Here is a 12,670-nt window from a genome sequence, read left to right on the forward strand (position 1 = left end):
ATACGTTCCGGTCGGGACCGGAGGCGTCGCCTGATCGCCCGATAATGGCGGCATGACCAGCCTTTTTGTTCCGGGACCCCTCCTCTATGCCGTCATCGTGGGGCTCGTGCTGGCCGGTGCGGCCGTGGCGGCCCTGGCCGGGCTGGGGCACGGGCGGGCCGTGGTGACGGCGGGGATCAGGGCGGCGCTGCAGCTCGGGGTGGTCGCGCTGCTGATCACCCAGGTGGCGACGCGGCTCTGGGCGACGGCGCTGTTCGTGCTGGCGATGTACGCGGTCGCGGGCTGGACCGCGGCCTCCCGGCTGGGGACGCAGGGGAAGTCCCGGCGGCGGGCCTGGTGGGCGCCGCTGCCGATGCTCGGCGGGACGGTCCCGGTGCTGGCGCTGCTGCTCGGCACGGGCCTGGTGCCGCCGCGCGGGCTCGCGGTGATCCCGGTGGCGGGCATCCTGCTCGGCGGGGCGATGACCGTCACCGCCCTGTGCGGGCGGCGCTGCCGGGACGAGCTGGAGATCCGCAGGGGCGAGGTGGAGGCCGCGCTCGCCCTGGGCTTCACCGACCGTCAGGCGGCCCTGGAGATCTGCCGCCCGGCCGCCGCGACGTCGCTGATCCCGGCGCTCGACCAGACCCGCACGGTCGGTCTGGTCACCCTCCCCGGCGCTTTCGTCGGCATGCTCCTGGGAGGTGCGAGCCCGGCCCAGGCGGCGGTCGTCCAGCTCGTCGTCCTGGTCGGCCTCCTCGCCGTCCAGTCGGTGGCCGTCGCGCTGACGACCGAACTGGCGGTCCGCGCGTTCCGCTGACCACCGGGCGCGGTGTGAGGTGACGCAGGACACTCTAAATCCTACTTTGCAGGTCTGGAAATCGGTCTTACTGATCACTAACCTCCACTGCACCAGTGGAGATTTCCTCCGAAGTATCGGCATAAGGGGAAAACGTGATCAGTTCGATCGGCCATGCCGGTCTCCGGGCACGTGCCGCGGTGGCCGCGGCGGCGCTCGCGGCCGTCGCCGGTCTCGTGGGCGCGGCGCCGCACGCGGCCCGCGCGGACACGTCGGACGGGTACGTGAACCCCGTCTCGTCCGGCGCCGTGGACACCCTGCCCGACCCCACGATGATCAAGGCCAAGGACGGCTACTGGTACGCCTACGGCACGACGAACGCGGTGTTCATCGAGCAGGGCGACGACCGCGAGCGCATCCTCCCGGTCGTCCGCTCCGCCGACATGGTCCACTGGACCTACGTCGGCGAGGTGTTCCCGTTCGCGCAGCGCCCGTCCTGGTGGCCCACCGGGACCCGGCCCTGGGCCCCCGACATCCGCTACGTCGACGGGCGCTACCACCTCACGTACTCGCTCTCCAACGGCGGCGTCGGCCTCGCCGTCGGCGACGGCGCCGCCGGACCGTGGACGGACAAGGGAAGGCTCATCCCCGCGGGCGGCAGCGGCTGCCCGACGGGCAACATCGACCAGTCCCTGTTCACCGACGAAGGCGGACAGCACTACCTGTACTGGGGCAGCTACGACACGATCTGCGTCGCGAAGACGAACGCCGACGCCACCGCCCTCACCGGCCCGGTCACCCAGATCGCTCGGGGCCGCCGCGCCGAGGGCGGCTACGTGGTCCACCGGGACGGCTGGTACTACCTCTTCTACTCCGACGGCGGCTGCTGCGACGGCGCGTTCAGCGGCTACACCGTCAAGGTCGGCCGCGCCGACAACCCCCTCGGCCCCTTCCGCACGCCGAGCGGCACCGACCTGATGGCGCTCACCAGCAAGGACGGCATCGTCCTCGCGGCCAACGGCGACAAGTGGATCGGCCCCGGCCACAACGCCCTCCAGACCGACCTGTCCGGCCAGGACTGGCTCGTCTACCACGCGATCGAAGCGGACGAACCGGACTTCCCGCCCGTCATCGGCCCGTGGGGCGGCACGATCACGAACCTGAGCCGCCGCCCGATGCTCGTCGACAGGCTCGACTGGATCGACGGCTGGCCCGTCGTGCGGGCCGGCGCGGGCCCGTCGACCACGCGGCAGGACGCCCCCGTGACCTCCTTCGAGACCGGCGGCGACTTCAACGGCGCGGACCCGCTCGACGGCTGGTTCACCACCTGGACGGCCGGCCGGGACGCCGACGCGGGCGGCCACCTGGCGTCCCCGGAGTCGGGGGCTTCGCTCCAGCTCGCCAAGAAGCAGGTCAAGGGCGACGTCCGCGTCGAGGGCGACCTCCGGCTCGGCGCGGGCTCCGGCGGCGGGGCGGGCCTCGTCGTCGCGCACAAGAACGACAAGAACTCGATCACCGCCTGGATCGACCGGGGCCGCGGCCTGTTCACCGTCGCGACGACCGTCAAGGGCGCGACCACCGAGAAGAGCACTCCGCTCCCGGCGGGCTTCTCCTACACCACCTGGCACAACGTCGCCGTTGAGCGGCGCGGGACCACGCTCACCGCGGCGCTGTCGGCCGACCGGCTGCGCGACGCGGTCGCCGAGGTCACCGTGGCGCTTCCCGAGGGGGCGCCGGACTTCGGCAGGATCGGCGCGGCGACGTCCGGCGGCCGGGTGGACGCCGACAACCTGGGCGCGGCCGCGCTCTACGAGCCGGCGGTCGAGCGGGTCCCCGAGCCGCGGCCGGGCGCCCTGCTGCCCGCGTATTCCGACGAGTTCGACGGCACGGGCCGTCCCGAGGCGTCGGACGCGGCCTGGAGCTGGGTCCGCGGTGCGAAGGCCGCCGCGGCCGTCACCGGGGGCGGCGAGCTGACCTGGCCGACCCAGGCGGCCGAGCTGTACCGGACGGACAACACCGCCTCGGTCCTGCTCCGCGACGCCCCCGAGGGCGACTACCTCGTCGAGACGAAGCTGACCTTCGACGGGCGGACCGGCAACCAGCAGGCGGGGCTGGTGCTCTACGAGAACGACGACAGGTTCTTCAAGCTGGCCCACTCGGTCCTGCCGCTCCAGAACGGGGGCGGCCTGCTCCTGCACCAGACGGAGTTCAACAAGGAGGCGGAGCGGCCGACGACGACGCCGCCCGAGGCGGTCTCCAGCGGCCCGATGTTCGGCGGCCCGGCCACGTCGGTGCTCTGGCTGCGCCTGGCCTACACCGAGGTCGACGGGCAGAACCGGGTCCGGGCGGGGTCCAGCACCGACGGCGTGCACTGGACGTGGGCCGGATCATGGTCGACGGCCAGGCGGGACGATCTGCGGATCGGCCTGATCTCGCTGAACGCCGCGGGGGCCACCGCGAAGTTCGACTATGTCCGGACGTACGAACTGGCCGGTTCGTAGGGAAATAGCGTTATGTGGCGAAGGCCTCCCGGAGTATGCGGTCAAAGCCACAGAGGTCTGTTATTTCCTAGCTCAAGGCAAAGGTGCGGGAAAAAGCGAAAGCGCGCCGCTCTCGATGGAGAGGGACGCGCTTTCGCTCTTGCTCCCGCGAACCACCGGTTCAAGGCGGAAGGTGTCTCGGCGGATCGCGGGAAGTCCTGGGGTGGCGGGTTTTTCTGAGGGGTGGTGCGGGGGCTGCGCTCGGGGCCGGTCAGGAACCGAAGGCGGTGCACTCGACCTCGGCCCTCCGCTCGGTCATGCCCTGGTCGACGGCGGCCTTCACGCACTTGCTCTGCTGGGCGTCGAGCTTGACCTCGCCGCAGACCGAGATGCTGGAGTAGGTCCTGCAGTCGGCCTGCTGGGGGGCCGCGCTGGCGGCGGGGGCTGCGATGAGTCCGCTGAGGGCGAGGGTCGCGGCGGCGACCAGCGGCATGACCTTCATGGTGATTCCCCTTAATTCTTCTTTCTCTGCCACGAACAACGCTATATGCGCCTATGGGGTGAAAGAAGTGGGCCTGGCCTTTCATTGCCCGGACTTGGCAGACCGCACTGCGCGGACATGACCCGCCGCCCTGTTCCTATCGGGCCGTCTGCGCCTTTCCGCGCTCGATGATGGCCTGCCTGCGCGCCTCGACCTTCGCCGGGTCGAAGGTCGCCTCGAGCCAGCCGGTGGAGGTCTCGGACTCCACCCGGTAGCCCTCGCCGATCTGGGCCTCCTCGATCGCCTTGTAGGAGGCGAGGTAGGTCTGGACGGCCGCCGGGTCGTTCCGGGCGATCGTCTCGGCCAGCGCGAGGGCGGTCGGCACCAGGTCGTCGGCCGGGACGACCTCGGTGAGCAGCCCCACCCGCAGGGCCTCCTCGGCGCGCACGTAGTCGCCGGTCAGGCTCATCCTGCGGGCCGTGCCGCGGCCGACGACCAGCGGCAGCAGCACCGACAGGCCCCACCCGGGCAGCACCCCCACCCGGGCGTGCGTGTCGGCGAACGAGGCGTGCTCGGAGCCGATCAGGATGTCGCAGTTCAGGGCCAGCTCGAACCCGCCCGTGACGGCGGGGCCGTTGATCGCGCCGATGAGCGGGGTGCGCAGCTGCGGCCATGGCAGGTTGGGCGCGGCGCCGGGGCTGGGCGTGCCGAACCCGAGGTTCCCGCCGCTGGAGCCCAGCTCCCGCAGGTCGAGGCCCGCGCAGAACGCCTTGCCGGTGCCGGTGAGCACGATCGCGTGGACGCCGGGGTCGGCGTCGAGTTCGGCGAGGGAGCCCAGCAGGGCGGTCATCAGGGCGGTGTTGAGCGCGTTGCGCGCCTCGGGCCGGTTCAGCCGGACCAGGGCCACCGCGCCGGACCGTTCGACGATCACGACGTCCTCGGCAGGGGAAGTCGGGGCGGTGTCGGTCATTTCAGGCTCCTCGCGCTCAAGGCCCCGAGGGGCCGGTGATCGTATCGATCCTGGCAAAACCCGGTGTGGGCCGCGTCACCGGGGCCCGGAAACGCGAAAGGGGCGGATCCTTGCGGATCCGCCCCCATCGGGCGATGTCACTTGCGCTTGCCGTAGCGGCGCTGGAACTGCTCGATGCGGCCCGCGGTGTCGATCGTGCGGCCGCGGCCCGTGTAGAACGGGTGGCTCGCGGAGGAGACGTCCACGTCTACGACGGGGTAGGTCTTGCCGTCCTCCCACTCCACGGTCTTGTCGCTCGTCATCGTCGAGCGCGTCAGGAAGAGCGCGTCTGCGCTCTTGTCGCGGAACACGACGGGGCGGTACTCGGGGTGGATTCCCTTCCTCATGCCGGCTTCCTTTCGTGGTCGGGACGAACCGTCACGCCCGCACAACACGCCCGGCCCCTCCGGCATTCCCGGGGCTCGACCGCCGTTCCCAGGGGCTCAGCCGCCCCTGAGCGCGTCCTTCAGGGACACCCGGCCGCCCATGCGCAGGACGGAGTAGCCGTAAACGCGGCCCGCGAACCAGACGAGCGCGGCGATCACCGCGAGGGCGGGCAGGAGGGCGAGGGCCTGCTCCCACCACGGGACGCCGAGCGCGCCGCGGACCGGCATGAGGATGGGGGCGAAGAAGGGCACAAAGGACAGCACCCGCGCGGTCATGCCGTCGGGGTCGGCGGGCACGACGGCGAAGGCCAGCATGTAGGGGATGATCAGCAGGATCTGGACGGGGCCGGTGACCCCGCCGATCTCCTCCTGCCGCGAGACCGTCGCCGCGGCCGCCGCGTACAGCAGCGCGAAGATCGTGTAGCCGACGAGGAACCACAGCAGCGACCAGCCCGCCGTCCCGAGCACCGAGCCGAGCGACATGTCGAGCGCGCCCGTCCCGGCCTGGACCGCGACGCCGGTCGCCGCGACGAGCCCGATCTGGACCAGCCCGACGACGCCGAGGCCGAGCACCTTGCCGGCCATCAGCCGCCACGGCCGGACCGCGCTCAGCAGCAGCTCGACGACCCGGCTCGCCTTCTCCTCCACGACGCCCTGGGCGACGAGGATCCCCGTCGTCTGGAGCACGATGAAGAGGATCGCCGCCAGGCCGATGGACAGGGCCAGCCGCTGTTCGCGCAGTTCGTCGGCGCCCTCCAGGGAGACGACCTGGACGTCGGCCCCGCCGACGGCGGCCGCGACCGCGTTCGGGTCGAGGCCGGCTTCGGTGAGCCGCGCGTCGAGCGCGCTCTGGCGGGCCAGTGCCGAGAGCACGGCGCGCAGGTCGTCGTCGGGCTCCTCCCGGACGACGAGGCGCAGCGGCCCGTCGAGGACGAGCGCGTCGAGTTCGCCGTCGGACACCAGCCGCTCACCGGCCGGCTCGTCCTCGACCGAGCGCGGCGCGACGTCGAGGCCCGCCGCCTCGGCCACGGCGACGACCTGGGCGCGGGTCGCGGAGTCGGCGAAGCCGACGGCGACGGGCGCGGAGCCGCCGAGCAGCTTCACCGCGACGAGGGCGCCCGCGACCAGCGCCATCATCCCGCCGGTGACGATCAGGAACATGCGGGTCCGCAGCCGGGCGAGCTCGCGGGAGGCGACGAGCCGGATCTCCGTGAACGCGTTCACGCGGCCACCTCCGCGGCGGTCTCGGACCCGGAGGGGTCGGACCCGGCGTCCTCGGACCGGACGACCTCGCGGAACAGCTCGGTCAGCCCGGGACTGCGCCACGCGAACTCGGTGACGCGGCCCGCGTCGAGGGCGGCGCGCAGGAGCTCCTGCTCGTCGGCTCCGGGGGCCGGGGCGTACGTGCCGTCCTCCTCGCGGGTGAAGCCGGGGACCGCGTCGGCCCAGCCGGGCGCGGCGCCCTCGACCTCCACGACGAGGCGGGCGGCTCCGCCGGCGCGCAGCTCCGGGACGGTGCCGAGCGCGACCATCCGCCCGGCCCGCACGATCCCCACCCGGTCGCAGAGGCGCTCCACGAGGTCGAGCTGGTGGCTGGAGAAGACGACGGGGACGCCTTCGGCGGCCTTCTCGCGCAGGACGTCGCTCATCACGTCGACGGCGACGGGGTCGAGGCCGGAGAAGGGCTCGTCGAGCACGAGGAGCCGCGGGTCGTGCACGAGCGCCGCGGCGAGCTGGACCCGCTGCTGGTTGCCGAGGCTGAGCTTCTGCACCTCCTCGGCCGCGCGTTCGGCGACGCCGAGCCGGGCCGTCCAGGTGTCGGCGGCGGCGCGCGCGGCGGGCGCGGACAGGCCGCGCAGCCGGGCGAGGTAGACGAGCTGCTCCCGGACCTTCATCTTCGGGTAGAGGCCGCGTTCTTCCGGCATGTAGCCGATGGTCCGGCGGACGGCGTCGTCGAGGGGCGCGTCGTCCCAGCGGAGTTCGCCGGAGTCGGCGGCGAGGACGCCGAGGATGATCCGCATGGCGGTGGTCTTGCCTGCGCCGTTGCTGCCGACGAACCCGAAGATCTCTCCTTCCCTCACCTCGAAGCCCAGTCCGTCCAGCGCGCGGCGCGGACCGTAGCTCTTGGAGACACGGTCGAGTACGAGATTTCCCATGACATGGAAAATGTCCGACCAGCGGGGAATGTCAAGCTTGGTGATCTTGTCCGCGTGTCGCGGGGATGCTCATGGCAGGGTGGGACGGCTGCGGCGTCCGCCCGGAGCGGACCGCGGTGAACGCGGCGAGGGCCGTGGTGAGCGGGACCGCGGCGATCAGGCCGAGCGTTCCCGCGGCGCTGCGCACGATCTCCTGGGCGACCACGGGATTGGTGAGCACCTCGCCGACCGACTGCTCGCCGATCCGGAACAGCAGCAGCAGCGGCAGCGACGCGCCCGCGTACGCCAGCACGATCGTGTTGATCACCGAGGCGATGTGCGCGCGGCCGACCCGCGCCCCCGCCCGGTACAGCGCGCCGAACCCCGCCGACGGGTCCGCCGCGGCGAGTTCCCGGACCGTCGCCGCCTGGGTGACGGTCACGTCGTCCAGCACGCCGAGGGAGCCGATGATGATGCTCGCGAGCAGCAGCCCCTGCGTGTTGATGGAGTAGTTGTAGTCGAGGTAGAAGCTGCCCTCGTCGGTGATCCCGTTGAGGTGGGCGAGGCCGATCGCCGCGGTGGCGAGCAGCCCCGTCAGCGCGAGGGCGGCGAGGGTGCCGAGCACCGCGAGCGTGGTCGTCGGCGTGAACCCGTGCGTCAGGTAGAGCACCGCGAGGATGATCGCGGCGGCGCAGACGATCGCGACGAGCAGCGGCGGGCTGCCCGCGAGGATCGCCGGGATGAGGAACAGCACGAGGAGGGCGAACGTGAGGCCGAGCCCGGCGAGCGCGGCGAGCCCGCGCCACCGGCCGAACGCGACGACGGCCAGCACGAACGCGGCGGCGACGATCCACAGCGGGTCGGACCTGTCGTGGTCGGACAGCTGGTAGCGGTCGACGCCCTCCACACCGGGCGTCTCGATCACCAGGACGTCGTCGCCGCCCTCGTACACGTGCGTCCCGGGGCCGGTCGGCAGGTTCACCGTGGCGTACTGGCCTTCGAGCGGCCCGGAGGAGAACTGGAGCGTCGCGGTGCCGCAGCGGCGCGGGTCGACGGGCGTGGCGGCCTCCGTGGACCCGCTCAGGTCGATGGGTGCGTCGGCGGCCTTCGCGCACGCGCCCAGGACCACGTCCACGACGGTCGCCTCGTGCCGGGCGAGGGTGCCGCCCGCGGGCGTGCCCGAGGAGTCGTCCGACGGCCACAGCCACGCCAGCCCGGCGAGGGTGGCCAGGGCGAGCGGGACGATCAGGGCGAGCGCCCACCGCAGGGTCCCCGGCGCCTCGGCGGAGGAACCCCCGGACGGCCCGTGGTGGTGGCCTGCGCCCATGCGTCGCCGCTCCTCGTGCGTCGGTCCGATCGGTCAGGGCAGGCTACCGCGCGGCTCCGGGCCGGGCGGACGATCCGGGAGGAAGATCAACAAAGGGCTCACTCGCCCGGGGCGTCGGGCTCCCCAGGGGTGATCTTTCCGGTCGGCGCGGTGCTGCCCGAACCGTCGGTGCTGTCCGGACCGTCGGCCTCCACGGCCGAAGCGTCCGCGGCATGGCGGGCGCGCCGGATCAGCGCGACGGTCACCGAGGCGATGGGCGCGGCGAGGAACGCGCCCGCGATGCCCGCGACGGCGCTGCCCAAGGCGATCGCCAGAAGAATGACGGCCCCGGGCAGCGCCAAGGCACGCCCGTAGATCTGCGGGGCGAGGATGTGCCCCTCTATCTGCTGGACGGCCACCGTCACGCCCACGACGATCAGAGCCACCACCCAGCCCTTGGCGACGAACGCGACGACCGCCGCGAGCGTCCCGGCGAGGAACGCGCCGACCAGCGGCAGGAACGCCCCCACCCAGGTGAGGACGGCCAGCGGCACCGCGATCGGCACGCCGAGGATCCACAGGGCGAGGCCGATGAAGAACCCGTCGACGAACCCCACCACCGCGACGCCCCGCACGTATCTGCCCATGACGTCGAAGACGACCTCGGCGCCGTCGTGCAGCCTGCCGCGCGCGCCCGGCGGCAGCAGCTCGGCGAGCCAGCCGATGAGCCGGGTGCCGCCGTGCGTGAAGTAGATCGCCAGGACGAACGCCAGGACCGCGCCGACCAGCACCTCGCCCGTCGCGATGACCCCGGTGAGCGCGCCCCCCGCGATGTTGCCGGAGTGCCCGGCCGCCCACTCGCGGGCCTGCTCGGTGTAGTCGGCGATCCGGGCCGCGTCGAGGCCGAACCGTTCGCCGAGGTCCTGGAGCGTCACGGTGAAGGAGTCGAAGCTCGCGGCGAGCTGAGACAAGCCGCTGACCGTCGGGGGCACCAGCAGCAGCACCAGCACCGCCGCGGCGGCGATCAGCGCCAGCCACACGATCGCGGTCGCCGCGGCGGGGTTCATGCCGCGCCCGATCAGCCGGTTGGTCGGCGGGATCGTCACCGAGGCGATGAGGACGGCGATCATCAGCGGGATCGCCACCTCCCTGACCTGCCAGACCGCCCAGAGCGCCAGCGCCCACAGCAGGACGACGAGCAGGCGGTGGACTGCCTTCAGCGTCTTGGTCCGCAGTTCCGGATCTTGGAAGGCCACCCTGAAAACCTGCCCCGCGGCAGGTACCGCCCAAACCGGACCGACCCACGCGCACGCCGGCGAAGCCGGGTTCCCAGAGCGCCTGCGGGCCGGGCCCAGCAAGCACGGACCGGTTCGCGGCCCGGGTGATCAGGCGGGCAGGCGTCGCACGAGGACGGTGTTGTCCCTGCGGGTGGCGCGCTCTCCGTCGGGCCGGAACACCTCCTTCTCGTGCTCGGCGGCCTGGAGCACCTCCCAGCCTTCGGCGGGCAGGCGGAGGTCGGCGACGATCTCGTCCGGGGTGGGAAAGTGGACGTCCTCGTGCTTCTCACCCTCGTGCCAGGACGGGAATCCGGCGTGGCTGACGATCAGCAGCCGCCCGCCCGGGGCGAGCGCGGCGGCGGCCTTGCGCAGGATCTCCTCCCGCTCCAGCGCGGCGAAGGAGTGGAAGAACATGGCCGAGATCAGGTCGAACTCCCCTTCGGGGAAGGACGTGTCGAGGTCGTGCCGCTGGAAGTCGACCTCCACTCCGGCGTCGGCCGCGTGGCCGGCGGCGCGCTCCAGCGCGACGGCCGAGATGTCGGTCGCGGTGACCTTCCAGCCCCGCCCGGCCAGCCAGACGGCGTCGGCGCCCTCGCCGCAGCCGAGGTCGAGGGCCCGGCCCGCGGGCAGGTCCGCGGTCTCCTCGACCAGGACGCGGTTGGGCTGTCCGCTCCAGATCCGGTCACTCCGGCGGTAGCGCTCGTCCCAGGCCTCGGCGCTGCTCGCCGCGGCGGTCTCCCCGGTGTTCACAGTCGGTGCTCCTTCACGTTGGTGCCGTACCCGAGGATCGCCCGCGCGGGCGCTTTTCGCCAAACGGCCTTGCCGTTCCGGCAAATCGGCGCGACTACAGGCCGTCGGAGATCCGCGCATACGCGCGGAGGACGACATCCACTTTGCGGGGCGAAAGTACTTCGGTGCGGCCGGGCTCGGCCGCGGCTCAGGCGGCTGTAGCAGGCTTTGGGGGGTATCTGCGGCGGGTGGCGGCGATGAGCCCGTTGACGGCGGCGGCCCCGGCCTCCGCGTCGGGCACGGAGACGGAGAAGGTGCCCCCGGTGCGGTACGTCAGGAGGAGGGCCTGGCCGCTGCGCAGTCGGAGATGGGCGTCGCCGGGGAAGCCGCGCAGGCCGAGCGCCAGGAACCATGGCTTGCCCATGGGGACCGCCTCCGCGGAGGCGATCGTCTTCAGGGGCCGCCTGCGCCGGATCAGCCCGAACGGGCCGTAGCCGAACCGCACCCCCGAGCCGTCGACGGTCACCACGACGGTGGAGGTGAAGCAGAAGAGCAGGCCGATCGCGATCGTCTCGGGCCGCCGCTCGGTCCCGGGGAGGGTGGCGGTGTACGCGCCGAACTGCATGAGGAGCTGGAGGGCGCCCGCGGCCATCAGCCAGGTGTTGTGCGCCCGGGCCGTCCAGAGCGGGCCCTCCAGGCGGGCGCGCCGACCGGGTGGCGGGCCGCTCAGGCGGGCGGCCTTCCAGAAGGCCACGATCACCGCGGCGCCCAGGATGAGGAAGGGCAGGTTCGTGGAGCGCGACAGGGTCCGTGCCGCGAGACCGTCCGTCTGGTCGACGCTCGCCCAGAGCATGAGCGCGTTCTCGTAGGCGAGGAGGAGAGTGAACGCCCAGACGGAGACCTGTGAACGGCGCAGGAGGACGGGGCCGAAGAACGCGGCGCCGAGCGCGGCGGCGAGGAATCCCGCCTTGGAGACCGCGTAAGAGGGCGCGCCGGAGTTGTTCCAAGCGGCGGCGACCTCGGACGGCAGCCGGGACCAGACGGCGAGGGTGGGGACGGCGATCGCCAGGGCGGCGGTCAGGGCCGGGAGCAGCGCGGTCGGAAGGGGATGCCGGGGCGGGGCGGTCATGGGTGATGGATACCAGCGCCGCCGGGGTGATCCATGCCTAAATGGGCGTGTTTGTCGTGATTCGTGGTGAGACTGTGATGCCCTGGGCATGAGCGCGCCCGGTGGCCGCGGTGTCTAGCGCCGTGCCTGCCGGGCGTGGCCGCCGTGAGCGTGCCATGAGGTCTTCAGTGGCCCCGCGCTTGGAGGTCTTTGGTGACCCCCCATTCACGGTGGTACCTACCAGTGTAGGAAGGGTCGCCGAAAACGGGGCAAAGGCCACCACCCGGTTGTTCCCGGCTTCCGTGACGTTCGGTGCCGGAGGCGTCAGGGCCGGGTGGCGGCGACGAGCGTCTCGGCCGCGGCGCGGGCGTGGCGGACGGAGTCGGCGCGGCCCCCGGCGGACGCCACGGCGATCGCGCCGTCCACGAGGACGAGCAGCTGCTCGGCCGGCCGGGCGGGATCGGGCGCGGGCAGGGCGCGCGCGAGCTCGGTGAGCTGGTCAGGAGGGCCGGCTTGTGGTCGCGCACAGCCCGCGCGACGCCCGCGGAGACCGCGCCCAGCTCGCCGAACGCGTTGCGGAAGGCGCAGCCCGGAAGTCCGGATCGGCGACCACTCCGCGAGCAAGCCGAAGACCGCGGCGGGCGCGTCGCCCCGCGAGGAGCTGTGGGGTTTCCGCGGCTCCCGCATGGCGGTCCGCTTTCAGTATGAATGGCGTGACTCGTCCGATCAGTGGTGGCGGAGCTACGGCAACGAATTGTGGGAGTTCACCCCGAAGGCCTGATGTCCCGCCGCGAGGCGAGCATCAGCGACCTGCATCTCCGAGGTCGACCGCCGTATCTTCGGCCCCGCCCGGAGCACGAACGCGGGACGCCCCTGCCACTGCGCTGAGCGCGGCGCGCGGGGGTGCGGGGGAGGGCGGGGGCCGCCTCGACGCGCGGCCTCGCGCCGGTCCGGGGAAGGGGCTTGGACGAGATGCCTGCGTGT

At 72.7% G+C, this 12,670-nt stretch carries 13 protein-coding genes; 3 read left to right on the forward strand and 10 right to left on the reverse strand.

What is annotated here, in order from left to right:
* Positions 1–52 precede the first annotated feature (52 nt).
* Positions 53–796, forward strand: a complete 744-nt coding sequence (locus tag ACYVOM_RS30525) for an ABC transporter permease (RefSeq protein WP_460307002.1) — start codon at positions 53–55, stop codon at positions 794–796.
* Between the two features lie 134 nt (positions 797–930).
* The gene (locus ACYVOM_RS30530; protein WP_460307003.1) at positions 931–3,276 is read left to right on the forward strand and encodes a family 43 glycosylhydrolase; all 2,346 of its coding nucleotides are present in this window, start codon (positions 931–933) and stop codon (positions 3,274–3,276) included.
* A gap of 250 nt (positions 3,277–3,526) precedes the next feature.
* On the opposite strand, the gene ACYVOM_RS30535 is transcribed toward ACYVOM_RS30530, so the two are convergent.
* The 10 genes from ACYVOM_RS30535 to ACYVOM_RS30580 form a co-directional block, all read right to left on the reverse strand.
* Complete coding sequence (locus ACYVOM_RS30535) at positions 3,527–3,757, reverse strand: hypothetical protein (protein ID WP_460307004.1); 231 nt, start codon at positions 3,755–3,757, stop codon at positions 3,527–3,529.
* A 136-nt stretch (positions 3,758–3,893) separates the two neighbouring features.
* Positions 3,894–4,706, reverse strand: a complete 813-nt coding sequence (locus ACYVOM_RS30540; protein WP_460307005.1) for an enoyl-CoA hydratase — start codon at positions 4,704–4,706, stop codon at positions 3,894–3,896.
* 137 nt (positions 4,707–4,843) lie between these two features.
* Positions 4,844–5,092 carry a type B 50S ribosomal protein L31 gene (locus tag ACYVOM_RS30545; RefSeq protein WP_460307006.1) on the reverse strand — a complete coding sequence of 83 codons (249 nt, stop codon included), beginning with the start codon at positions 5,090–5,092 and terminating at the stop codon, positions 4,844–4,846.
* Positions 5,093–5,188: 96 nt separating this feature from the next.
* Positions 5,189–6,355: an ABC transporter permease gene (locus ACYVOM_RS30550; RefSeq protein ID WP_460307007.1), complete on the reverse strand. Its 1,167-nt coding sequence runs from the start codon at positions 6,353–6,355 to the stop codon at positions 5,189–5,191.
* Complete coding sequence (locus tag ACYVOM_RS30555; RefSeq protein ID WP_460307008.1) at positions 6,352–7,287, reverse strand: ABC transporter ATP-binding protein; 936 nt, start codon at positions 7,285–7,287, stop codon at positions 6,352–6,354. Before ACYVOM_RS30555 ends, ACYVOM_RS30550 begins: the two co-directional genes overlap by 4 nt.
* Before the next feature lie 31 nt (positions 7,288–7,318).
* Positions 7,319–8,593, reverse strand: coding sequence for a YibE/F family protein (locus ACYVOM_RS30560; RefSeq protein WP_460307009.1), 1,275 nt, complete (start codon positions 8,591–8,593; stop codon positions 7,319–7,321).
* Between the two features lie 98 nt (positions 8,594–8,691).
* Positions 8,692–9,828 carry an AI-2E family transporter gene (locus ACYVOM_RS30565; protein WP_460307010.1) on the reverse strand — a complete coding sequence of 379 codons (1,137 nt, stop codon included), beginning with the start codon at positions 9,826–9,828 and terminating at the stop codon, positions 8,692–8,694.
* A 129-nt stretch (positions 9,829–9,957) separates the two neighbouring features.
* Complete coding sequence (locus tag ACYVOM_RS30570) at positions 9,958–10,599, reverse strand: class I SAM-dependent methyltransferase (RefSeq protein WP_460307011.1); 642 nt, start codon at positions 10,597–10,599, stop codon at positions 9,958–9,960.
* A 187-nt stretch (positions 10,600–10,786) separates the two neighbouring features.
* Positions 10,787–11,707, reverse strand: a complete 921-nt coding sequence (locus ACYVOM_RS30575) for a hypothetical protein (protein ID WP_460307012.1) — start codon at positions 11,705–11,707, stop codon at positions 10,787–10,789.
* Positions 11,708–12,010: 303 nt separating this feature from the next.
* A complete protein-coding gene (locus tag ACYVOM_RS30580) occupies positions 12,011–12,373 on the reverse strand; it encodes a hypothetical protein (RefSeq protein ID WP_460307013.1) in 363 nt (120 codons plus the stop codon).
* On the opposite strand from ACYVOM_RS30580, the gene ACYVOM_RS30585 reads away from it, so the two are divergent.
* The gene (locus ACYVOM_RS30585) at positions 12,372–12,467 is read left to right on the forward strand and encodes a DUF1348 family protein (RefSeq protein WP_460307014.1); all 96 of its coding nucleotides are present in this window, start codon (positions 12,372–12,374) and stop codon (positions 12,465–12,467) included. The genes ACYVOM_RS30580 and ACYVOM_RS30585 overlap by 2 nt on opposite strands.
* Positions 12,468–12,670 lie beyond the last annotated feature (203 nt).

Source organism: Actinocorallia aurea (assembly GCF_054783995.1).